Source organism: Ferrovibrio sp., from assembly GCF_035304305.1.
Lineage (GTDB): Bacteria > Pseudomonadota > Alphaproteobacteria > Ferrovibrionales > Ferrovibrionaceae > Ferrovibrio.
Genome location: NZ_DATGQG010000127.1, coordinates 32,611 through 55,154 on the forward strand (window position 1 = coordinate 32,611; position 22,544 = coordinate 55,154).

A 22,544-nucleotide genomic window follows, 5' to 3' on the forward strand; every position below is an offset into this window, starting at 1 on the left:
CTTTGCGCGCCGTGCGGGGTTGGCGGCTGCCGCCGCCGGAGGTCAGGCCGCCTGGGCCAGCGGCTCCACCTGCTCCACCCAGTCCAGCGCCCAGGCCACCCCGTCCTCTTCCGGCAGGCTGCCGCCGGACGCGTTATGCTGCATGCGCTCACCAACCAGGCTGGCATTCAGGGAGGCGAGGGTTTCCTCGAACTGGCGGCCGCCGTGGTTGAAGGTATCCTGGTAGGTGCTGTCGCCCAGCCCGACGATGCCAACCAGCTTGCCGGTCAGGTCCGGCCGCGCCGTCCGCAGGTCGGCAAGGAAATCGCGGGCATTGTCGGGGACGTCGCCCTGGCCGTAGGTCGAGGTGCAGATCAGGAAGGCCCCGGGCCGCTGGAAGACGTCGGATTTCAGGTTGTCCATGAGCAGGATCTCGACCGCGTGCCCCTTCCCCTCGAGCGCCTTCTTGATATCGCCCGCGACAAGTTCGGCCGTTCCGGTCATAGTGCCGACAAGGATGGAAACCTGCATCTCGAACCTCCTGACTGAGGCCCCGAACTATAAAGCATGCCCGGCTGGCGCTCCAGTCCAATTTGCATTATAATGCAGCTATGGTCGAAGAACGCCACATAACGCGTGATGACGAGGCCGCCTTCCTGGCGGCGGTGGGCGAGCGCGTGCGCAACGCCCGGGCCCGCCGCGGCATGAGCCGCAAGATTCTCGCCCGCGATTCCGGCGTGTCGGAACGTTACCTCGCCCAGCTGGAAAGCGGCGCCGGCAATATCTCCATCCTGCTGCTGCGCCAGATCGCCCGTGCCATGGACCTGCCCATGACCGACCTGCTGACGGACCAAGCGCCTCTCAGTGTCGACCTGGCTCTGCTGCTCCGGCAGATGGAAGACCTCTCGTCTGAACAATTGCAGGAATTACAGAAGTTTATCGGTGACCATTTCGGTATCGCGCCAAGTGCAAAACGCCATATCGCCCTGATCGGGCTGCGGGGCGCAGGCAAGACCACGCTCGGCCGGTACATCGCTGGCAAATATGGCCTTCAATTTGTTGAAATGGCTCATGAAATCGAAACGGAGGCCGGGGCCAGCCTGAACGAGATCTTCGATCTTTACGGGCAGTCAGCCTACCGGCGCTTCGAGCGCCGCGCACTCGAACGCATCATCTCCGACCCGGTTCCAAAGATCATCGCGACCGGCGGAAGTTTGCCTTCTGAACCGCAGACTTATGCCAATCTCCTGATGCACTGCTTCACCATATGGCTGAAGGCCTCGCCAGAGGATCATATGGATCGCGTCATTGCCCAAGGGGACATGCGACCGATGCGCGGCCAGGCGGAAGCCATGGCCGACCTGAAGCGGATTCTGGTCCAGCGCGAGCCACTCTATGCCCGCGCCGACATGGTTTTCGACACGTCGGGCAAGTCCGCCGAGCAGGCCGGCGCGGAATTGGTCGCCGCCCTGCGCTCCCATCCGGCCTGGCCGACGCGGGAAGCTGCCGCCTGAGGCAAGCTGCATAATAATTCTTGCCTGCGCGGCCACAGGCATTATAATGCACCTTCAATCAGGAGGAGCCGCCCCATGGCCGAGAGCCAGCAGAATGGCGCCGACGGCGCCGCCCCGGTCGATTTCCGCACCGAGCCCGGCCAGTACAAGCACTGGAAGCTGAGCATCGACGGACCCGTCGCGACCCTCGCGATGGACGTCAGGGAAGACGGCGGCCTGCGTCCCGGCTACGAGCTGAAGCTCAATTCCTACGACCTCGGGGTCGACATCGAGCTGCATGACGCGGTCCAGCGCCTGCGCTTCGAGCATCCGGAAGTCCGCTCGGTGATCATCACCTCCGCCAAGGAGCGGATCTTCTGCGCGGGAGCCAATATCCGCATGCTCAACCAGTCACCCCATGGCTGGAAGGTCAATTTCTGCAAATTCACCAACGAGACCCGCAACGGCATCGAGGATGCCACGGCGGAATCCAAGCAGGCCTATCTGGCGGCCGTAAACGGCCCCTGCGCCGGCGGCGGCTACGAGCTGGCGCTGGCGGCCGACTACATCGTGATGGCCGATGACGGGAACACCTCTGTCTCGCTGCCGGAAGTCCCCCTCCTCGCCGTGCTGCCCGGCACCGGCGGCCTGACCCGGCTGGTCGACAAGCGGATGGTCCGGCGCGACCGGGCCGACTTCTTCTGTACCATCGAGGAAGGCATCAAGGGCAAACGCGCCGTCGACTGGCGCCTGGTCGACGAGGTGGTCCCCCGCACCAGACTCGCCGAGGTGGCGCGCGCCCGCGCCGAAGCCATGGCCGCCAAATCCGACCGCCCGACCGATGCCAAGGGCATCCGCCTGAACCGCCTGGAGCGCCAGATCGAGGGCGACCGCATCGTCTATTCCCATGTCGAGGCGAGGCTCGACCGCGCGCGGGGCATCGCCGAGATCGCCGTCGCAGGCCCGAAGGAAGCGCCGCCCGCCTCCGCCGACGGCATCCAGGCCCAGGGCGATCAGTTCTGGTCGCTGGCGCTTGCCCGCGAGCTCGACGACCTCATCCTGCATCTGCGCACGAACGAGGAAACCATCGGTCTCTGGGTCTTCCGCAGCCATGGCGATGCCGATCTGGTCGCCGCCTATGACGCCGCGCTGGAGCAGCACAAGGCGCATTGGCTGGTGCGCGAGATCCGTCTCTTCCTCAAGCGCGTCTTCAAGCGGATCGACGTCTCGTCGCGCTCGATTTTCGCGCTGATCGAGCCCGGCTCCTGCTTCACCGGCACCCTGTACGAGCTGGTCGCGGCCGCCGATCGCTCCTACATGCTGGACGGCCAGATGGAGGGCGACAACCGCCCGCCGGCGACCATCCGCCTCACCCCGCTGAATTTCGGCGCCTATCCGATGGGCAACGGCCTGAGCCGGATCGCCAGCCGCAATCTCGACGACCCGTCCCGCGTGGAGGAGATCCGCAAGCTGATCGACCAGGATCTCGACGCCCGGGCCGCCGACGAGGCCGGGCTGGTCACCTTCATTCCCGATGACATCGACTGGGAAGACGAAGTCCGCATCGCCATTGAGGAACGTGCCGCCTTCTCGCCGGACGCGCTCACCGGCATGGAAGCGAGCCTGCGCTTCGGCGGGCCGGAAACGATGGAAACCAAGATCTTCGGCCGCCTCACCGCCTGGCAGAACTGGATCTTCCAGCGCCCGAACGCGGTCGGCGACCAGGGTGCGCTCAAGCTTTACGGCACCGGCCAGCGCGCCGCATACGACCGCAGGAGGGTCTGACATGGCGATCGATTACAATTCCCGCATTCCGAACAACGTCAACCTGTCGGACAATCGCCGCCTGCAGCGCGCGCTTGAGGACTGGCAGCCGAAGTTCCTCGACTGGTGGAACGACATGGGCCCCGCCGGATTCCAGGCCCGCGAGGTCTATCTCCGCACCGCGATCAGCGTGGACGCCCAGGGCTGGGCGCATTTCGATTACGTCAAGATGCCCGATTATCGCTGGGGCATCTTTCTGGCCGAGCCGGAACCGGACCGCAGGATCGCATTCGGCGACCACAAGGGCGAAGCCGCCTGGCAGGAAGTGCCCGGCGAGTATCGCGGCGTGCTGCGCCGCCTGATCGTCACCCAGGGCGATACGGAGCCGGCCTCGGTGGAGCAGCAGCGCCTGCTCGGCCAGACCTGCCCCTCCCTCTACGACCTGCGCAACCTCTTCCAGGTCAACGTCGAGGAAGGCCGCCATCTCTGGGCGATGGTCTACCTGCTGGATGCCCATTTCGGCCGCGACGGCCGCGAGGAAGCCGAGGCCCTGTTGCAGCGCCGCTCGGGCGACAGCGACAAGCCGCGCATCCTCGGTGCCTTCAACGAGGCGACGCCGGACTGGCTCAGCTTCTTCATGTTCACCTTCTTCACCGACCGCGACGGCAAGTTCCAGCTCGCCTCGCTGGCGGAAAGCGGCTTCGATCCGCTGTCGCGCACCTGCCGCTTCATGCTGACCGAGGAAGCGCATCACATGTTCGTCGGTGAAACCGGCATCAGCCGGGTGATCCAGCGCACCTGCGAGATCATGCGCGACTTCAAGACCGATGACGTACGCAAGCACGGCGTGATCGACCTGCCGCTGCTCCAGAAGTATCTCAACTTCCACTTCTCGGTCTCGCTTGACCTGTTCGGCTCGGAGATTTCGACCAACGCGGCGAACTACTACACGATGGGCCTGAAGGGGCGCTTCGACGAGACCCGCATCAATGACGACCACAAGCTGACCGATGCGGCCTACAAGGTGCTGCAGTTCCGCAACGGCGGCCTGGTCGAGAGCGAGGAGCCGGCGCTTCCTGCCCTGAACGAGCGGCTGCGCGACGATTACGTCGCCGACTGTGCCCGCGGCGTGATGCGCTGGAACCAGGTGATCAAGCGCCACGGTATCGATTTCGAGCTGAAGCTGCCGCACCGCGCCTTCCACCGCCGGATCGGCCAGTTCGCCGACCTGCACGTCACCCCGGACGGCAAGGTGATCAGCCAGGCCGAATGGGAGGCCGGCCAGCATCAGTGGCTGCCGACGGATGCCGACCGTGCCTATGTGATCAGCCTGATGACCCCGGTCACCGAGATCGGCAAATTCGCCAACTGGATCGCGCCGCCGGCCCGCGGCATCAACAACCAGCCGATCGACTTCGAATACGTCCGCGCATAAATCGCGGATTCCCCTCCCCGGACCGCCTCGGGGCGTCACTGCAGCGGCAGTGGCGCCCCTTTCTTTTTCACCCTCTCTGCCCGTATAAAATCCGGCATGGCAGGACCCCTGATTCCCTACATCATCCGCCGCACCGTCAAATGGGGCGAGTGCGATCCGGCCGGCATCGTCTATACGCCCCGCTTCCTCGACTGGATTCTCGAGGCGGCGGAAAGCTTCTTCGCCGACATCGTCGGGGTGGACTGGTTCCAGCTCAACCAGAGAGACGGCCTGGGCTCGCCCAGCGTCAGCACGAAGATCGATTTCCGGAAACCGATCAAGCACGGCGACCCGTTCAGCATCTGCGTTCTGGTGCGCAAGCTGACACGCTCGACAATCACCTACGTCATGCGCGGCCGCAACGGCGCCGGCGAGCTCTGCTTCGAAGCCGAACTGGTCTCCTGCATCATCGACCACAGGAAGATGAAATCCGTCAGCATTCCGGATCACATCCGGCAGCCGATCCTGGACTACCAGGCCGCAACGGCAGCCATCCTCGAGGGGGAAACCACCACATGAGCGAAACCCATGGCATCACCAAATTCTTTCCCGTGTCGTGGGAAGAGCTGCACCGGCACTGCAAGGCACTGGCCTGGCGCCTCCTCGACAACGGCCACTACAAGGGCATCGTGGCGATCACGCGCGGCGGCCTGGTGCCGGCGGCCATCGTCGCCCGCGAACTGGAAGTCCGCGTGATCGAGACGATCTCCTGCTCCACCTATGACGGGCTGGTGCGCACCAACGAGGTGAAGGTCCTCAAGACGGCGGAAGCCGCGCTCAAGGATGAGGGGGAAGGCTGGCTGATCGTCGACGATCTGGTCGATACCGGCGTGACCGCCAGGGCGGTGCGGCAGCTGCTGCCCAAGGCACATTTTGCCACCATCTACGCCAAGCCCGCCGGGCGCCCGCTGGTGGACACCTTCATCACCGAGGTGAGCCAGGATACCTGGATCCTGTTCCCCTGGGACACCGAAGCGGTGATGTCGAAGCCGATCGTCGAACTGCGCGGCGGACGCTGAGCTCAGCTGCGCAGGATCGTCTCCACGATCCGCTGCACCTCCGCCGCTTCCTGCAGGGTCGCAAGATCCTGTAGCTGGCCGCGTGTCATGGCCGCGACCTTCTCCAGCTGGCGCTGCAATACCAGAGCGCGCAGGGCCTCGTTGGGCAGAGAATCCGGCGCCTCGCGCCAGTCGCCGTCGATCAACCGCTCGGCAACGGCCCAGTCGCGCAGGCGGATGCTGCCTTTCGGACCGGTGATGCGGAAGATGTTGTGGTCGGGCTTCGCCGTGGTCCCCACTCCGCTGCTGATCGATACCGGTATGGAACCGGCCCGCAGCCCGGCCGTCATGGCGCGCTCGGACCTGCCCGCCTCGGGATAGGAGATTGTCGCGTTTTCCAGCCGCAGCGGGCCGAACAGACGGCGGGCGAGAAAGAGGAAATGCGACCCGACCTCGCGCACATAGCCGCCCTGCGCCCGGGCATCGAGCCAGCCGGCCGCATCGACCTGCCAGGGCCGCGGCCATTGCGCGAAGCCGATCTCGACCTCGACCCTCTCCACCGGGCCGACTGCATCCTCTGTCATCCAGCGCTGCAGCTGATCCACCGCCGGGGCCGAGGTGAAGGGAAAGTTCACCGCGCCGCGCACGCCGGCGGCTTCCGCCTCCCGCATGAAGGCTTCGGCCTCCGCCACATCGACCGCCAGCGGCTTCTCGCAGAAGACTGCCTTCCCTCTGGCGAAGGCCTCGCGGGCATAGCCGAGATGGGAAGCCGGCGGCGAGGCGACGTAGATGCAGTCGGAAGACTCGATCACGTCAGCTGCCGATGCCAGCGGCGTGACCTGCGGCAGATCCCGCGCCAGACGCTCCATGGCTGCCGGCGACGGGTCCCAGACGCCTGCCACGGTGACGAGCGCCGGATCGTGATCCAGCGCCACCCGCAGCAGCCTTTCCCCCATGATACCGAAACCGATAACGCCCAGCCGGATCGCTGCCGCCTTACTCTCTACCGTCACGCAGTCTTCCTCGCCGTCAGAAGGGTCCATTGCACGATTTCGCGCATGACATAGCCCAGAGCGGCGTCGAAAGCAGCAACTACGGACAGCATATCGGGCCCCGCCGCCTTCTCGCGGCGCTCGAAACTGGCCGAGGCGACGATCTGCTGGTTGGGCTGGGCGATCAGCTTGGCGTTGATGGCGACGCGGATGTCGGGAACGATCTCACCCTTGGACAGTTCCGCCTGGAATTCGCGCAGTTCGCTCTTGATGTTGAAATCCGAGCGCAACCCGATCGACTGGCGGCCAACCGCAACGATCCTGCCGGTATTCTCGAAGCTTTCGACCAGCAGCGTCTGCACCATGCGCGGCGCCCGCTCGGCCCAGCGCGCATCGGCGTAATACTTGATCTCGTAGGGGTTGGTCATGATGGCGATGCGGTGCGTATCCAGCCCGCCGGCGGCGAAGGGCTCTTCCACCACCAGCTGCCAGTCGACCCGCGGCATCTCGGCCTGGAAGGTCGTCTTCGGCGACAGCGTGTAGAGGTTTGACGGCGGCGCCTGCGGAATGAGGCCATTGCAGCCGCCCAGGCCCGCTCCCACACCTGCCGCCGCGCCGATCAGCACGGCCCGCCGCGATACCAGTCCCGTCATGTCACTGCCTCCCCCCGCCGCGATATTCGGCATCCCGGTTGCCGAACAGTACCGCGCTCGGATTGTCCTCCAGCCGCTGCGCCACGCGGGCTAGGCTGCCGACCAGGATGCGCGCCTCCTGCACGAAGCGCCGGAACTCGCCGAAGCCGTCAGTGGTGATCGCCTGGATCGGCGCCCTGTTCTCCCTCACCAGCGCCTGGATCTCGCCCAGCGTACCGTTCAGCTGCGCCATCGCGGTTTTCGCCGAACGCAGCGCCTCGGCCGCATCGCCGTCCAGCATCGTGTTGGCCCGCCCCAGCATCCGCTCCGCCTCGCCCATCACGCGATCCAGCCGCGCGGCGATGGTGGCAGCGGCTTCCGCTGCCTTCGCGATATCGCCGCTGGTGCGGTCAAAACTGTCGATGGCACGGCCGATGCTTTCCTGTCGCGACGCCAGAATCTGCGATACCTGCCGCAGGTCGGCCATGAAGCCGCTGATATTGGCGATATTCTCGTCGCTGAGCACCTGGGCGGCGCGCTGCAGCAGTTCCGGCGCCGCCTCAAACAGGGCATCGATCGCCGAGGGGCGCGACCGGATCACCGGATACAGCGACGGATTGCTGCCGCTCACCACCGGCAGGATCGGGGCGGTATTGCTGCCCGGCAGGATCTGCACGAAGGACACGCCGGTGATGCCCTGCAGCTGCAGGGTGGCCTCGGAATCCTCTCGGATCGGCGTGTCGGCGTCGACTTCCACGGTGACGCGTACCCGGCTGGTATCATCACGGTCGATCACGATCTGCGACACGCTGCCGACCTTGATGCCGTTGAAGCGAACGTCGCCGCCGACGCCGAGGCCGGCCACGGAGCCGGTGAAATAGATGTTGTAGCGCGCGATCTCGGCGTCCTCGCGCACCTTCGCCAGCCAGAGCGTGAACATGACCATCGCGGCAACGAAGACCAGGACGAAGCTGCCGATCAGCAGATGGTGTGCGCGGGTTTCCATCTCAGCGCTCCTCCAGTACGGCGGTCACGGCGGCCGCCCGGGCACGCGGACCGTGGAAATACTCCCTCACCCAGGGATGGTCGTGCTTCAGCATGGTTTCCATCGGGCCGGCCACCAGCACCCGCCGCTCGGCCAGCACCGCGATACGGTCGCAGATCGCATGCAGGGAGTCGAGGTCATGGGTCACCATGAACACGGTCAGTCCGAGCGCCTGCTGCAAATCGCGGACCAGCTGGTCGAAGGCGGCGGCGCCGATCGGATCGAGGCCGGCGGTGGGTTCGTCCAGAAACACGATCTCCGGGTCCAGCGCCAGCGCCCTGGCCAGGCCGGCGCGCTTGCGCATGCCGCCGGACAACTCCGCCGGGTACTTGCCGCCGGCATCCGGCGGCAGCCCCACCATGCGCAGCTTGGCCAGCGCGATCTCGTCAAGCAGATCTCGCGGCAGGTGGTGGAACTCTCTCAGCGGCACCTGGATGTTCTGGATCACGGTGAGCGACGAAAACAGCGCGCCATCCTGGAACAGCACGCCGAAACGCTGCCGCGCCGCCCGCAGTTCCGTCTCGCTGCCGTGGATCATGTCGGTGCCGAGCAGCTCGACGCTGCCGGCCCTCGCGCGGTTCAGCCCTATGATGGTCCGCAGCAGCACCGACTTGCCGGTGCCCGATCCACCGACCACGCCCAGCACCTCGCCGCGATGGATGTCGAGATCGAGGCCGTCATGCACGGGTGGTCCGTCGAACCGGTTGACCAGTCCCCGCACCCGGACGATGACCTCGCCGGCCATGTCAGATCCCCATGATGCTGAACATAATGGAGAACAGCGCATCCACCACGATCACCAGGAAGATGGACTGCACGACCGACCGCGTGGTCAGCCGGCCGACGCTGGCGGCATCCTGCTTCACGCGCAGGCCCTCGTAGCAGCCGACCATGCCGATCAGCGCGGCGAATACCGGCGCCTTCACCAGGCCGACGAAAAAGGTTTTCAGAGAAACGGCATCCTGCAGCCGCTGGGCGAACAGGTTCAGGTCGATATTCAGGCTGCTCCACGCCATGATCGCTCCGCCAAACAGCCCCATGATGTCGGCATAGAAGGTCAGCAGCGGCATGGTGAGGATCAGCGCGAACATGCGCGGCAGCACCAGGATCTCGACGGGATCGAGGCCGAGGATGCGCATGGCGGCGATTTCCTCGTTCACCTTCATGGTGCCGATCTGGGCGGTGAAGGCGCTGCCCGAGCGGCCGGCGATCAGGATGGCGGTCAGCAGCACGCCGAGCTCGCGCAGCACGGAAATGCCGATCAGGTCGACCACGAAAATCTCGGCGCCGAACCGCCGCAGCTGGTCGGCGCCCTGATACGCCATCACCACGCCGATCAGGAAGGACAGCAGGCCGACGATCGGGATGGCGCGCAGTCCGGCCTCCTCCATGTGATGCACCATGGAGGTTAGGCGCAGGCGCCGCGGCTGCAGGGCAACCTTCGCCGCGCTCTCGGCCACCCTGCCGATGAAGGCAATGAAGCGCCGGGCCTCGCGCAGGAAGAACAGCGTCAGCCAGCCGACCCAGGCAACCAGCGCGAGCGCGCCGCTCTCCTTCGGCGGGCGGATGACCTTCCCCTCGCCGCTGTCGGCGACATAGTCGAACAGGGTGCGGTATTCGGGGCGCGGCGCGGGCCATTCCACCTTCGCGCCCTGCGCCGCCAGCCGACGCCACAGCCGGTGCAGCAGCACGGCGCCTGCGGTATCCAGCCGCTCCAGCCCGGACGTGTCGATGACGGCGTGCCGCACGCCGCCGGCATGGATGGCGGCGATCCGTCGATCGAGGCCGGCGGCGGACGGCAGGCCCCAGACACCGCTGAGCAGGATGCGCAGCGTCTGGCCGTCCTGCTCGATCTGCAATCCGCCCATGTCCATCGGGCCTTCCCCGGTTCCGCTCCGATCAGACGGCTTGCAGAAGGCTTACCAGAAATGACAGTCTCACAAAACAAGTTCGGGGGTTTACCGGGGGAGTCATGCCGCGCTTTGCCGCCAACCTGAGCTACCTGTTCCAGGACGAGCCGTTTCTCGACCGCTTCCAGGCCGCCGCGCAGCAGGGCTTCGAAGCCGTCGAGTTCCAGTTCCCCTACGACCACAGCCCGGCCGCGGTTGCCGCCGCGGCGCGCGACAGCGGCCTGCCGGTGGTGCTGTTCAATGCGCCGCCGGGCAACTGGAGCGAGGGCGAGCGGGGCCTCGCCTCGCTGCCCGACCGGCGGCAGGATTTCCGCGCCGCGATGGCCCGCGCTTTCGACTATGCCACCGCCTGTAACTGCCCGCGCATCCATGTCGTTGCCGGTGTCGGGAAGCCGGGCATGGACCGGCGCGCCATGCGCGCCTGCTACATGGACAATCTCGCCTGGGCGGCGGAGCAGGCCTCGGCCCATGGCCTGATCCTGCTGATCGAGCCGATCAACCGCCGGGACATACCGGGCTTCTTCCTGAGCGATTTCGACGAGGCGGAAGCGATCCTCACCGAGATCAACGCGCCCAACCTGCGCCTGCAGTTCGACTTCTATCACGCGCAGATCATCCATGGCGACATCATCCGGCGGCTGGAGAAGCACCTGCCGTGGATCGGCCACATCCAGATCGCCAACCCGCCCGGCCGCCACGAACCGGGCGTCGGCGAGATCAACTATGATTTCGTATTCGAGAGGCTCGATGCGCTGGGCTATGACGGCTGGGTCGGCTGCGAGTACCGGCCCTCGGCCGATGTCGAGGCCAGCCTGGAATGGATCCGCCGCTACGGCGTGACGAAGCGGGCCGCGAAGCGCAGCGTCACTCCATAAAGGCGGGCAGGAACAGCACGATCGCGGGAAAAGTGATCAACAGCGCGATCCGCACCAGATCGGCCAGCACGAAGGGCAGGATGCCACGGATCACCGTCTGCAGCTTCACGCCGCCGACGCCCTGGATGACGAAGAGATTCATGCCGACCGGCGGCACGATCATGCCGATCTCGACGATGGTGACGATGTAGATGCCGAACCAGATCGGGTCGATGCCGAGTGCCTGGGTAACCGGAAACACGAAGGGCAGCGTCAGAAGGATCATCGCCAGATCATCCATCAGGCTGCCGAGCACGATGTAAAAGACCGTCAGCAACAGCAGGAACATGGTCGGGCTCAGGTCGAGCCGCTGCACTTCCGCGATCAGGTATTGCGGCACGTTCGTGCCTTCGAGGAAAAAGTTGAACAGGCCCGCGCCGATGATGATCAGGAAGATCATCGCACTGGTGCCGGCGGCTTCCAGCAGCGAGGCCTTGAAGCGTTCCCAGCCCATGGTGCGGCCGGCGATGGCGAAGACCAGCGCGCCCACCGCCCCCACCGAGGCCGCCTCGTTCGGCGAGAACATGCCGGAATACATACCGCCGATCACCAGTGCGAACAGCAGAGCCACGGGCCAGACGCCGCGCAGGGTGCGGCCGCGCTGGCGCCAGCCCTGCCGCTCGCCGGCCGGGCCCAGCGTCGGATTGATCCTTGTCGCCACGGTGATCGCCAGCATGTAGAGGACGGTCCCGAGCAGGCCGGGAATGAGCGCCGCGATGAACAGCTTGCCCAGCGACTGCTCGGTCAGCAGAGCATAGATCAGCAGGATGATCGACGGCGGGATCAGGATGCCGAGCGTGCCGCCGGCCGCGATCGACGCCGTTGCCAGGCTGTCGGCATAGCCGCGCCGCCGCATTTCCGGCAGCGCCACGCGGCACATCGTGGCGGCGGTCGCAATGGCCGAGCCGCAGATCGCGCCGAAGCCGGCACAGGCGACGACGGTAGCCAGCGCGAGGCCGCCCCGGTAATGCCCGAAGAAGGCATAGGCCACGTCGTAGAGCTGGCGCGACAGGCCGGCATAAGAGGCGAACACCCCCATCATAACGAAGAGCGGCACGACCGAGAGGCTGTAGGGAAAGACGCTCTCGAAGGGCGATGATCCCATCACATAGGCCAGGCCCGCCCAGCCCTGCAGGAACAGGAAGCCACCGGCGCCGACCACGCCCATGGACACGGCAACCGGCACGCGGGCCAGCATCAGCAGCAGGACGGCAGCGAAGCCGGTAATGCCGATCAGCGCCGGCGCCATCACAGGACCTCCGGCTTCGGCCGCGGCGGCAGCGGTTCGTATCCCAGCCGCATCGCCACCAGATGCCGCAGCATCACCACGACGGCGATGGCGGCCGAAAAGAACGAGCCGCCGAGCAGCGGATACCAGAACCAGGTCATCGGCAGGCCGATGGTCTGCGATTTGTCGCCCATCAGGCCCACCGTGGCGAACTGCCCGATGCCGTACCAGCCGATCGCCAGCATCAGCAGGCCGCCGAGCAGCGCGGCCACGGCCTTGCACAGGGCCTGCGCCCGGAAGGGCAGCCGCTCGACGCCGATCTCCACCGCCACGTGGCTGTCGCTGATGAAGCCGTAGGGAATGGTCAGGAAGGCGGTCGCCATGATCAGCATCTGGGTGATGTCGACCGTGCCGAGAATCCCCTGCCCGCCCAGATTCCGGGTCAGGATGTCGGCACAGGTCACGATCCCGGCCAGCAGGGCGCAGACGGCGCCGAGCTTCGCGGCCCAGGCGGCGGCGGTTTCGGCGAAGGCCTGCAGACGGATCATCAGAGCACTGGCACCATGAAACAGGCCTGCCACGCCGGAACGTCCGGCATGGCAGGCCGCAACACACTACAAGCGGTCAGCGCTTGCCTTCCAGCTTCGCGATCCGCTGCTGCATCTCCGCGTAGATGGCGCGCGCATCCTTCACGCCCTGCCCCTCGAGATCGCTGAGCAGCTTCTCGGTGGTGGGCTTGAGCGCCTCGCGCCAGCGGTTGCGTTCGGCATCCGAAAGCGAGGTCATCACGTTACCCCGCTTCTTCGCCAGTTCCAGTCCGGGCGCGTCCCACTGGTTCCACCAGTCGCCGAAACGCTCGGTCAGGGCGGCGCCGGTAGTCTCGTCGATCGCCTTGCGCACGTCGGCCGGCAGGCTGTCATACTTCCGCTTGTTCATGACGAAGTAGAAGCTGGCCGTGTAGGAGCGCGCATCGAGGTGATACTTGGTCACCTCGAACAGCCGGAAGGAGTTGATCGGATCCCACGGGAACACCGCGCCGTCGATCACCCCGCGCTGCAGGTTCTCGTACACTTCGCCGGGCGGCAGGCCGACCGGGGTTCCGCCGAGCTGCTGCAGCATGGCGTTGATCTGCGGGCTGGGCGAGCGGATGCGCAGGCCCTTCAGGTCGTCCATGGTCTTGACCTGCTTTTCCCGCGTATGGATCAGACCCGCGTTATGGGCATGGAGCGCCAGCACCTTCACCGTGTCGGGAAACTCCTGCGCGAAATGCTTGGGGTACATTTCCCACAACGTCCGGCTGGCGGCATTGGCCGTCTCGACGAGGAACGGGAATTCGATCATGCCCATGCGGGGGAAGCGTCCCGCCGGCACACCGCGCAGGCCATGGGCGATGTCGACCACGCCGCTCACCGCCTGCTCCAGCTGCCGCGCCGGATTGCCGAAGGCGCTGCCGGCCGGGAAAATCGTGACCTTGACCTTTCCGTTGGTGCGTTTCGCCAGCTCCTCGCCCCAGGGGACGAACCAGTCGCGATGCATGCCGTGACCGGCCGGCAGGAAGTGGCTAAGCTTGAGTTCGATGTCCTGCGCCGCGGCGGGCGCGGCAAAGCCTGCGACGACCAATGCGGCGCAGAGCGCCTGTCGGATTACCCGCATGAAATCCTCCCTGATTATTTTCTTTAGAATAGTTGCATTTGTAACTGACCGTCAATGCGTGCCGTGATCCGGTCAATGGACGACGGCGGACGGTACCCCTATTGTCACCCGCGGCAGGCGGTCTTCTCAGTATTGTATTGGGCGAGAACGGAAATTCATGGCACGCATCGTCGCGATTGCCGGCATCGCTTTGGTGATCGGCATTCTCATCGGCATCGGCACCGTGTCGCTGCAGCGCTCGGCCGAGTCCCCGGTGGCGCGCGCCATCAAGGAACCCGAGGCGGCCTCGATCCCGCCATCGGTCGAAGCGCCGGGCCAGCGCACCATCCTGCATATCGCCAGTTCCGTCCCGACCTCCGCGCTGCAGATCGGCACGATGGCGACGAAAACCGCCGACAAGCTCTCGGCCATTTCCGACGGCTCGCTTGAATTGAAACTGCACGAGCCGAATTCGCTGGCGCCGAACGAGGAACTGTTCGACAAGCTCGCCGGCGGCGAGATCGATGCGGTCTGGGCCTCAACCAACTTCTTCGCCGAGCGGGATTCCGTCTTCTGGCTCTTCTCGACCGTGCCCTTCGGTCCGCCGGCCGGCGAGTTTCTCGCCTGGCTGGCCTATGGCGGCGGCCAGGAACTGATGGACGCGAATTTCGCCCGTTTCGAGATCAAGCCGGTCGTGTGCACCGTCCTGCCGCCGGAATCGGGCGGCTGGTTCCGCCACGAGATCACCAGCCCCGCCGACTTCAAGGGGTTGCGGATGCGCTTCATGGGCATCGGCGCCAGGGTCGTGGCGCGCCTGGGTGCGGAACCGGTGACGCTGAACGGCGGGGATACCTTCTACGCCCTGCAGAGTGGCGCGATCGACGCCGCTGAATTCTCGCTGCCGGCCATCGATCTGCGCGTCGGCCTCGACCAGGTGGCAAAGCACTACTACTTCCCCGGCTGGCATCAGCAGAGCTCGCTGATCACGCTTCTGTTCAGCCAGAAGGTCTGGGACCGCCTCTCGGAGGCGCAGCGTCAGCAGATCAGCAGCGTCTGCGGAGACAACATCCGCGAAAGCCTGGCGGAGGGCGAGGCGCTGCAGGTCAAGGCGCTGCAGGAAATCAGGGCACGCGGCGTGACCGTGCATACCTGGCCGCCGGCCGTTCTTGGCGCACTGGAGAAAGCCTGGAAGGACGTGGTGCGCGAGGAGAAAGCGGCGAACCCCGAATTCAGGAAGGTCTGGGAATCCTATGACGGATTCCGCCGTTCCTACACCGAGTGGCGCGACCTCGGATACCTGCCCTGATCAGGTGCCGAGCGCGCGGCGCAGCTGACGGACGCGGCGCTCGACGGAAATCTCGGTAAAGCCGGTAACCTCCAGACTGCGGTCTTCCAGCGCATCGCCGCGCGGATTGGCGCGACCGCGGGCTTCCACCGCGGCATCGCGGCGATGGATGAGTTCGACGATCTCGGGCTGATACAGCCGCAGCAGATGGTTGATCCAGCGGTTCACTTCCGGCACCGGCCAGGAATGGCGCAATTCGAAACGGTCCAGCATCGCGATCACATCGCGCGCCGAATACCAGGTCTCGTCGGTCACCCAGCGATTGACGGTGAACAGGCGGATGGGCAGGCCGTAATTGTCCATCGTGACGCCGACGATATGGGCCAGCGCCTTCTCGCCGCGCGGCCAGTGCTCGCCGATCTTCTCCTGCGGTTTGCAGCGGCCGACACCGGGCTTCACATAGCGGACGGGCTCGAAACGCTCGGGCAGCAGATGCGGCCGCTGGAAGATGTGAAAATGGCCGTGCTCGCGCGTCTCGTTGCGATGCGCGTGATAGTAATACTGCGCCCCTGTGTCGGGATCGAACACATCGCCGGCGGGATAATGCTGCTGCTCGAAGAACTCATCCTGTCCGCGCAGCAATTCGGCAACGAGATTGCTGCGGCGGCTGGCCAGATCCTGCTGGATGCGCAGCAGCTCGATACCGGATGCCAGCATCGATTGCAGACGGGCGCGCCCCAGATTCGCCATCATGTTCATGCAAACGCCATCCTTCGCATGCCGGTGCTGGACTCGGCGCCCCGGCGCAATCAGGCGGGCAGACTAGGCAAGCGGACATTAAGCGCCGGTAAATGCGACATCACGTCCCTTTCTCGATAGCGATTCGCTGTGATATTTTTCGGTTTCGCTGTTCCACGTCCCCGTCGCCGGAACGACTCGCCCGGCCCCCCATTAACTAGCGAACCTACCGAGGAGCTTGTGATGCTACGTTTCCTGTTGTCCGCTTCCGCCGCATTCCTGATCGGCCTTTCGGCCGTAAGCGCCCATGCCGACGGCGATGTCGAGGCCGGAAAGAAGGCCTTCGCGAAGTGCAAGGCCTGCCATCAGCTCGAAGCCGGCAAGAAGGGCGTCGGTCCCAGCCTCGCCGGCCTGTTCGGGCGCAAGGCCGGCACCGTGGAAGACTTCAAGTACTCCGATGCCATGAAGAACAAGGGCATCACCTGGAACGAGGAAACCCTGGCCGCGTATCTCGCCGATCCGAAGGGTTACATCCCGGGCAACAAGATGGTCTTCCCGGGCATCAAGAAGGAGAAAGAACTGGCCGACGTGATCGCCTACCTGAAGGAAGCGACCAAGTAAGTCTGCCCGTCCGGACGACAAAGAGCCTCCCGACAGGGAGGCTCTTTTATTTTACACTTCAATCTTGTGCATATCAATTACTACATGCTAACCTGATATTTTATTTGCATTCCACAGTACATTTACCTAGATTTCCCTTATGACCACCTCGTCCACAGTGCTTTCCGCCAGCCAGACCAGCATCACCGCCGACATCGCCCGGCAGTGGGTTGCTGCCGGCGAGGCTGTACTGGTCGATGTGCGGGAGGTCGAAGAATACGAGGACGAGCATATTCCCGGCGCCATCCTCGTGCCGCTCTCCGGCCTGGAGCCGGCGGCGCTGGCCGAACTCGGAGGCCGGCGGATCATCCTGCAATGCCTGACCGGCAAGCGATCGGCCACGGCGCTCGAACGGCTGACCGGAGAGGGTCTGAACGGCCTGCTGCATCTCGAGGGCGGCCTGCTGGCCTGGAAGAAGGCCGGCGGCGCAACCGTCGAATCCGACGAGGCCGTGGCGGCCTGACGCCCGGCACACGCCTTTTATCTCCGCACGCTGCTGGCTAAGGTCGTTCTCCAACATGGAGGATGAGCATGCCCGTGCACGGCCCCGATGTGGTGCTGAACAACCCCGCCTACATTCACGAGACCGCCTGGATCTACGGCAAAGTCCGCCTCGAGGAAGGCAGCTCGGTGTGGATCAACGTCGCCATGCGGGCGGAGAATTACGAGATCGTCATCGGCCCCTACACCAACGTGCAGGATTTCGCGATGCTGCATGTCGGCGGCCAGACCGGCACCTATGTCGGCGCCCACTGCTCGATCACCCACCACTGCACCATCCATGGCTGCACGATCGGCGACAACTGCCTGATCGGCATCGGCTCGACCATCATGGACGGCTGCGTGATCGGCAATAACTGCATCATCGGCGGCCATACCTTTCTCAAGGAAGGCACCGTCATCCCCGACAATTCGGTGGTGGTCGGCAGCCCCGGCAAGGTGATCAAGACGCAGAACAACTACGTGCGCTGCCGCCTCAATGCCTGGCTGTATTACCGCAATGCGCTTGCCTACCGGCAGGGCCAGTACCGCGACTGGGACCAGCCGGAAATGGCCAAGGCCGTCGGCGCCGAAATCGCCCGCCTGACCGAGGAGCTCAAGGCCCTCGAGGCCGCCGGCGAAGCCTGACGGATCGCCGCAGGATTCCCGCCGTGCCGCCGTGTAGGGATGCAGAACACAACGGCTCGAGCAGGATGCCTGATGCTGTCTTCCCTGACCGTGGCTGCGCCGCCCCCGGCGGCCTGGCGCATCGACATGACTGAACCCCAGGCGACCGCCCCCGGCAGCGACGGCGACCTCATGCAGCGGGTCGCCCGCGGCGACCATGGCGCCTATGCCAAGCTGGTGGACCGCCACCTGCGCCACGCCGTGACGCTGGCCTGGCGCGTGCTGTTCGACCGCGCCGATGCCGAGGAGGTGGCCCAGGAGGCCTTCCTGCGGGTCTGGCAGCACGCCGCGCGCTGGCAGCCCGACGGCAGCGCCAGCTTCCGCACCTGGCTGAACCGCATCGTGGTCAATCTCTGCATCGACCGGAAGCGGCGGCCCGGCATGGCGGCGCTGGACGACCAGCCCGAGCCCGTCGATCCGCAGCCGGGCCCCTATGAGGCACGGCTGAACGCCGAAACGAGCGACCGCGTCGCGGCCGCCCTGCAGCGCCTGCCCGAACGCCAGCGCGCCGCGATCCTGCTCTGCTACTGGGAAGGCGAGAGCAACATCGCGGCGGCCGAAGCGCTGGGCATCACGGTCGGCGCCCTGGAATCCCTGCTGGTCCGCGCCAAGCGGGCCATGCGCAACGATCTGGCCCCCGATCTGGGCCGTCAGGAGTAGTCATGGATCTGGAACGTCTCACCGCCCTGATCGACGCCTATGGCAGCGAGCCGCGCCGCTGGCCCACACATGAGCGCCAGGCCGCGCTGACGCTGCTCGCCACCTCCGCCGAGGCGCAGGCGCATCTGCGCGAGGCGGCGGCTCTCGATGCCCTGCTGGCCGTGAGGCTGCCGGAGATCGAGCCCAGCGCGAGCCTGAAGGCGCGCGTGCTGGCGCAGACCCGGCAGCGGCCCGTGGCGACGCCGGGCTGGCGCGCGCAGATCGCCGAAGCGCTGGCGCAGCTTTTCCCCCGCGGTCAGGCGATGCCGCAATTCGCCGCCCTCGCCCTTGCGCTGGCGATCGGCATCGGCGCCGGCCTGTCCAACGTCGATCTGGGAAGCGACGGCGACATGATCTCGTACCAGCTGGCGGCGGCCGCCAACCCGGTCTATTTCGAGGAGTAAAAACAATGGCCGATAGCACCTCCCCCGCCCCGGCTTCGGGTTCGCGACCCAACCGCTGGCTGAAGATCGCGCTGATCGTTTCTCTCGCTTTGAACGTCGCCTTCATTGCCTGGGGCGCCACGCGCTTCGTGAAATTCCGCCATATGGGCGAACGTCCCGGCAGCATGATCGAGGAGCGGATCGCCCATCATCTGCCGGACGACGCCGCCGACGCTTTCCGCCGGGCCATGGCGGAGACGCGGCGCGGCCAGGCGGTGTCCTTCTCCGCCCTGCGCGACGACATCGCCGAGGCGCTGGCGGCCGAGCCCTTTGACCGCGCCCGTCTGGAGGCCCTGCTCGCCGAACATCGCGGCCGGCTGGATGCCTTCCAGCAGAGCCTGCAGGCCGGCCTGCTGGCTGCCGCGGAGGCCATGACACCCGAAGAGCGCAAGCGCTATGCCGAGAAGATGCTCCGTCATGGCGGCCGCCATCGGGGAGATCGCGGCAACCGCTGACACTGCGCTTGCCTCCCCATGCCGCGGCCGCTAGCGTGACGGCATGGGGAGGTAGCCATGCTCAACGTCGTGATTACCGGTGCGGCCGGATTCCTTGGTCAGAAGCTGGCGCGCGAGATCCTGCGCCGCGGAACCCTGGCGGGACCCGACGGCAAGCAGCAACCGATCAGCCGGCTGATGCTGTTCGACACCGTGAAGGCGCAGGGCCCGTGGGATTCCCGCGTGAGCACCTTCACCGGCGATATCGGCGACCTCGCCGAAGTGCTGCGCATCGTGCTGCACGACACGCATTCCGTCTTCCATCTCGCGGCGATCGTCTCGGCCGGCGCGGAAGCCGATTTCGACGAAGGCTACCGGGTCAATCTCGAAGGCACGCGCAATGTGCTGGAAGCCTGCCGCGCGATCCTCACCCATCGGCCGCGCCTGGTCTTCGCCTCATCCGTCGCGGTCTATGGCGGCAAGCTGCCCTCCACCGTGACCGACGACACGCCGCAGCGGCCGACCACTTCCTACGGCGTGCAGAAGCTGAGCGGCGAACTTCTGATCAACGACTATTCCCGCAAGGGCTTCGTTGACGGCCGCTCGATCCGCCTGCCCACCATCATGGTGCGGCCCGGCAAGCCCAACAAGGCGGCCTCCACCTGGGCCAGCTCGATCATCCGCGAACCGCTCAGCGGCGTGGATGCGGTCTGCCCGGTGCGGCCCGACAGCCCGATGGCCTGCCTCTCGCCGCGTCATACCATCGACGCCTTCATCCGCGCCCATGACCTGCCGGCCGACAAGCTCGGCACCGACCGCACCATCCTGCTCAGCGGCATCCGCGTCACCGCCGGCGAGATGGCCGAGGCGGTGGAGCGCAACAAGGGCAACCGCCGCATCGGCGCGATCAAATGGCAGGAAGATCCCGCGATCCAGAAGATCGTCGACGGCTGGCCGGGCGAGACGCGCTCCGAACGCGCGAGGGCGCTGGGCTTCACCTGCGACAACAGCATCGACGAGATCGTGCAGGCCTTCATCGCCGACGACCTCGACAACCAGATCAGGAGCCTGCAGAAGCTCTAGCGCTTTCCTGTCATGGCCGGGCTTGTCCCGGCCTCTCGCCTCCTGCAATCTGTTTCCATCGACAAACATCCATGCCGGCCGGGATACCTCTCCGGCCGGCATGACACCGTATGGATTTACCCATGGCCCGTCCCCGTACCGAAACCCTCGACATGATCAGGCGGCTGATCGAGATGCCAACCGTCAGCCGCGATTCCAATCTCGACCTGATCCACTGGATCCGCGACCACCTGAAATCCATGGGCGTGGACGCAACGCTGGTGCATGACGAGACCGGGAAGAAGGCCAATCTCTACGCCACGCTGGGGCCGCAGGACCGGCCGGGCATCGTGCTGTCGGGCCATACCGACGTCGTGCCGATCGACGGCCAGGAATGGAGCACCGATCCCTTCCGGATCGTCGAGAAGGATGGCCGGCTGTATGGCCGCGGCACCGCCGACATGAAGAGCTTCGTCGCCATCGCGCTGGCCTATGCGCCGAAATTCCTCGCCGCCAATCCCGAAACGCCGATCCACTACGCCTTCACCTATGACGAGGAGGTCGGCTGCCTCGGCGCCAAGCGCCTGATCGAGGTGCTGAAGCAGATGCCGGTGAAGCCGAAGGCCTGCATCGTCGGGGAGCCGACCGAGATGCAGGTGATCGCCCAGCACAAGGGCAAGAAGAGCTGGCGCGTCGACGTGCGCGGCTTCGAATGCCACTCCTCCCTCACCCATCTCGGCGCCAATGCCGTGGAGGCGGCGGCGGAACTGATCGCCTTCATCAAGAGCCTGGCACGCGGCAAGCGCGACAATGGCCCCTTCGATGCCGGCTTCGCGCCGCCCTACACCTCGCTGCATACCGGCGTGGTCAACGGCGGCACCGCGCTCAACATCGTGCCGAAGGATTGCAGCTTCCTGTGGGAGATCCGCTATCTGCCCCAGGACGACGTGGATGCGCTCTACGCCGAGGTCGTGGCTTACGCGAAGACGAGGCTCGAGCCGGAACTGAAGGCCATCGATCCCTCCTGCGGCTTCACCTTCACGCAGATCTCCGGCTTCCCCGGCCTGGCGACCGACGAGGACGCCGGCGTGGTCGCTCTGGCCATGGCGCTGACCGGCGCCAACGGCGTGAAGAAGGTGGCCTTCGGCACCGAGGCCGGCCTGTTCAGCGAGAGCGGCATCCCCACCATCGTCTGCGGCCCGGGCAATATCGAGCAGGCGCACAAGCCGGATGAGTTCATCGAACTGTCTCAGATCGCACTCTGCGAGGCCTTCATGGACCGGCTGGTCGAGCGCGTGAAGGCCGGCGGTGCGGCATTGCCGGTGTGATGCGGCCGGTGATATCGGCTCCCGTTTTCGTTCGATCCCGCGCTTATTCGAGTCTTATTTGAGTCTTATTTTTTCTTAAGCCGGCTTATCGGCAGCTTAAGACGGCTTATGGCGGCTTAACCCGCCCTAAGCCGCGTTATCCGCAACTGTGCCGTCCACGCCGGCGATACCGTCGGCCGTCCGGGGATGCGCGGGCAATCCGCGTCGCCCGCCGACATTCTCCGTAAGCTGATCAGACATGGCACCTCCGCTCAGGCGCAGTGAGAGACTATATGCCTGCCCCGGGGGCAATGTAAACAAAAAAGGAACATGATGCGGCGCTCTATCCGCCCCACTTCGTTCGCTGCACCACGGCCGCCGTGCTAATCCCGTATGCAGCCATGGCGAAGCCCGACAGCGCGAACAGCGTCCAGGCCTCTGCGTCGATCAGCGTCAGTACCCAGCCGCCGACCGCGACGATGGCCAGCCGCAGCGTCGCGGTCAGGACCGGACCGACGATCCGTCCCGCACCCTGGGAGGCGAAGTAGAGACAGAGGCCGAGACCGAAAAAGGCGAAGCCCGGCCCGGCGGCGGTGAGATAGGCTCGCGCGGCTTGCACCACGGCTTCCTCGCGGGTGAACAGGGTGGTCCACAGATCCGGCGCCACGACCACGACCAGCCCGATGCT

The 22,544-nt window shown here is 65.7% G+C and carries 26 protein-coding genes; 15 read left to right on the forward strand and 11 right to left on the reverse strand.

Features of this window, described 5'->3' with window-relative positions; all coding sequences use genetic code 11:
• Positions 1–42: 42 nt before the first annotated feature.
• Positions 43–510: a flavodoxin domain-containing protein gene (locus tag VKZ87_RS14390; RefSeq protein WP_324221955.1), complete on the reverse strand. Its 468-nt coding sequence runs from the start codon at positions 508–510 to the stop codon at positions 43–45.
• A gap of 80 nt (positions 511–590) precedes the next feature.
• Between VKZ87_RS14390 and VKZ87_RS14395 the strand changes: the two genes are divergently transcribed.
• From VKZ87_RS14395 to gpt, 5 genes are all read left to right on the forward strand, one after another.
• Positions 591–1,493 (forward strand): helix-turn-helix transcriptional regulator, encoded by a 903-nt coding sequence (locus VKZ87_RS14395; RefSeq protein ID WP_324221956.1) that lies wholly within the window; start codon positions 591–593, stop codon positions 1,491–1,493.
• A 75-nt stretch (positions 1,494–1,568) separates the two neighbouring features.
• Positions 1,569–3,257, forward strand: coding sequence for a 2,3-epoxybenzoyl-CoA dihydrolase (boxC, locus tag VKZ87_RS14400; protein WP_324221957.1), 1,689 nt, complete (start codon positions 1,569–1,571; stop codon positions 3,255–3,257).
• A gap of 1 nt (position 3,258) precedes the next feature.
• Positions 3,259–4,671 carry a benzoyl-CoA 2,3-epoxidase subunit BoxB gene (boxB, locus tag VKZ87_RS14405; protein ID WP_324221958.1) on the forward strand — a complete coding sequence of 471 codons (1,413 nt, stop codon included), beginning with the start codon at positions 3,259–3,261 and terminating at the stop codon, positions 4,669–4,671.
• A 96-nt stretch (positions 4,672–4,767) separates the two neighbouring features.
• Positions 4,768–5,229, forward strand: a complete 462-nt coding sequence (locus VKZ87_RS14410) for a thioesterase family protein (RefSeq protein ID WP_324221959.1) — start codon at positions 4,768–4,770, stop codon at positions 5,227–5,229.
• The gene (gene gpt / locus VKZ87_RS14415) at positions 5,226–5,729 is read left to right on the forward strand and encodes a xanthine phosphoribosyltransferase (protein ID WP_324221960.1); all 504 of its coding nucleotides are present in this window, start codon (positions 5,226–5,228) and stop codon (positions 5,727–5,729) included. Before VKZ87_RS14410 ends, gpt begins: the two co-directional genes overlap by 4 nt.
• Before the next feature lie 2 nt (positions 5,730–5,731).
• Here the strand turns inward: gpt and VKZ87_RS14420 are convergent, their stop codons facing one another.
• Genes VKZ87_RS14420 through VKZ87_RS14440 form a run of 5 tightly spaced genes read right to left on the reverse strand, consistent with a single transcriptional unit; the run spans position 5,732 to position 10,251 of the window.
• Positions 5,732–6,721 (reverse strand): Gfo/Idh/MocA family oxidoreductase, encoded by a 990-nt coding sequence (locus VKZ87_RS14420; RefSeq protein ID WP_324221961.1) that lies wholly within the window; start codon positions 6,719–6,721, stop codon positions 5,732–5,734.
• Positions 6,718–7,353: an ABC-type transport auxiliary lipoprotein family protein gene (locus VKZ87_RS14425; protein WP_324221962.1), complete on the reverse strand. Its 636-nt coding sequence runs from the start codon at positions 7,351–7,353 to the stop codon at positions 6,718–6,720. Before VKZ87_RS14425 ends, VKZ87_RS14420 begins: the two co-directional genes overlap by 4 nt.
• Before the next feature lies 1 nt (position 7,354).
• Positions 7,355–8,338, reverse strand: a complete 984-nt coding sequence (locus VKZ87_RS14430) for an MlaD family protein (RefSeq protein WP_324221963.1) — start codon at positions 8,336–8,338, stop codon at positions 7,355–7,357.
• A 1-nt stretch (position 8,339) separates the two neighbouring features.
• Positions 8,340–9,122 carry an ABC transporter ATP-binding protein gene (locus VKZ87_RS14435; RefSeq protein ID WP_324221964.1) on the reverse strand — a complete coding sequence of 261 codons (783 nt, stop codon included), beginning with the start codon at positions 9,120–9,122 and terminating at the stop codon, positions 8,340–8,342.
• A gap of 1 nt (position 9,123) precedes the next feature.
• A complete protein-coding gene (locus VKZ87_RS14440; RefSeq protein WP_324221965.1) occupies positions 9,124–10,251 on the reverse strand; it encodes an MlaE family lipid ABC transporter permease subunit in 1,128 nt (375 codons plus the stop codon).
• A 98-nt stretch (positions 10,252–10,349) separates the two neighbouring features.
• Between VKZ87_RS14440 and otnI the strand changes: the two genes are divergently transcribed.
• Positions 10,350–11,162, forward strand: coding sequence for a 2-oxo-tetronate isomerase (otnI, locus tag VKZ87_RS14445; RefSeq protein ID WP_324221966.1), 813 nt, complete (start codon positions 10,350–10,352; stop codon positions 11,160–11,162).
• Here the strand turns inward: otnI and VKZ87_RS14450 are convergent.
• From VKZ87_RS14450 to VKZ87_RS14460, 3 genes are all read right to left on the reverse strand, one after another.
• Positions 11,152–12,450, reverse strand: a complete 1,299-nt coding sequence (locus VKZ87_RS14450) for a TRAP transporter large permease (protein WP_324221967.1) — start codon at positions 12,448–12,450, stop codon at positions 11,152–11,154. The two genes, otnI and VKZ87_RS14450, sit on opposite strands and share 11 nt — an antisense overlap.
• Positions 12,450–12,977 (reverse strand): TRAP transporter small permease, encoded by a 528-nt coding sequence (locus VKZ87_RS14455; protein WP_324221968.1) that lies wholly within the window; start codon positions 12,975–12,977, stop codon positions 12,450–12,452. Before VKZ87_RS14455 ends, VKZ87_RS14450 begins: the two co-directional genes overlap by 1 nt.
• A 76-nt stretch (positions 12,978–13,053) precedes the next feature.
• Positions 13,054–14,082, reverse strand: a complete 1,029-nt coding sequence (locus VKZ87_RS14460; protein WP_324221969.1) for a TRAP transporter substrate-binding protein — start codon at positions 14,080–14,082, stop codon at positions 13,054–13,056.
• 157 nt (positions 14,083–14,239) lie between these two features.
• Between VKZ87_RS14460 and VKZ87_RS14465 the strand changes: the two genes are divergently transcribed.
• Entirely contained in the window at positions 14,240–15,367 is a 1,128-nt protein-coding gene (locus VKZ87_RS14465; RefSeq protein WP_324221970.1) for a TRAP transporter substrate-binding protein, read from the forward strand.
• On the opposite strand, the gene VKZ87_RS14470 is transcribed toward VKZ87_RS14465, so the two are convergent.
• Positions 15,368–16,105, reverse strand: coding sequence for a DUF6969 family protein (locus VKZ87_RS14470; protein ID WP_324221971.1), 738 nt, complete (start codon positions 16,103–16,105; stop codon positions 15,368–15,370).
• Positions 16,106–16,327: 222 nt separating this feature from the next.
• On the opposite strand from VKZ87_RS14470, the gene VKZ87_RS14475 reads away from it, so the two are divergent.
• From VKZ87_RS14475 to argE, 8 genes are all read left to right on the forward strand, one after another.
• On the forward strand, positions 16,328–16,705 hold the full coding sequence (locus VKZ87_RS14475) for a cytochrome c family protein (protein ID WP_324221972.1): 378 nt from the start codon (positions 16,328–16,330) through the stop codon (positions 16,703–16,705).
• A 139-nt stretch (positions 16,706–16,844) separates the two neighbouring features.
• Complete coding sequence (locus VKZ87_RS14480; RefSeq protein ID WP_324221973.1) at positions 16,845–17,207, forward strand: rhodanese-like domain-containing protein; 363 nt, start codon at positions 16,845–16,847, stop codon at positions 17,205–17,207.
• A gap of 68 nt (positions 17,208–17,275) precedes the next feature.
• The gene (locus tag VKZ87_RS14485) at positions 17,276–17,872 is read left to right on the forward strand and encodes a gamma carbonic anhydrase family protein (RefSeq protein WP_324221974.1); all 597 of its coding nucleotides are present in this window, start codon (positions 17,276–17,278) and stop codon (positions 17,870–17,872) included.
• A gap of 72 nt (positions 17,873–17,944) precedes the next feature.
• Positions 17,945–18,571: an RNA polymerase sigma factor gene (locus VKZ87_RS14490; protein ID WP_324221975.1), complete on the forward strand. Its 627-nt coding sequence runs from the start codon at positions 17,945–17,947 to the stop codon at positions 18,569–18,571.
• A gap of 2 nt (positions 18,572–18,573) precedes the next feature.
• The gene (locus VKZ87_RS14495; RefSeq protein ID WP_324221976.1) at positions 18,574–19,014 is read left to right on the forward strand and encodes a hypothetical protein; all 441 of its coding nucleotides are present in this window, start codon (positions 18,574–18,576) and stop codon (positions 19,012–19,014) included.
• 5 nt (positions 19,015–19,019) lie between these two features.
• Positions 19,020–19,508, forward strand: coding sequence for a periplasmic heavy metal sensor (locus tag VKZ87_RS14500; protein ID WP_324221977.1), 489 nt, complete (start codon positions 19,020–19,022; stop codon positions 19,506–19,508).
• A 57-nt stretch (positions 19,509–19,565) separates the two neighbouring features.
• Entirely contained in the window at positions 19,566–20,570 is a 1,005-nt protein-coding gene (denD, locus tag VKZ87_RS14505) for a D-erythronate dehydrogenase (protein ID WP_324221978.1), read from the forward strand.
• A 122-nt stretch (positions 20,571–20,692) separates the two neighbouring features.
• Positions 20,693–21,877 (forward strand): acetylornithine deacetylase, encoded by a 1,185-nt coding sequence (gene argE, locus VKZ87_RS14510; RefSeq protein WP_324221979.1) that lies wholly within the window; start codon positions 20,693–20,695, stop codon positions 21,875–21,877.
• A 322-nt stretch (positions 21,878–22,199) separates the two neighbouring features.
• On the opposite strand, the gene VKZ87_RS14515 is transcribed toward argE, so the two are convergent.
• The coding region (locus tag VKZ87_RS14515) for an MATE family efflux transporter (RefSeq protein WP_324221980.1) at positions 22,200–22,544 on the reverse strand (345 nt) is incomplete at its 5' end.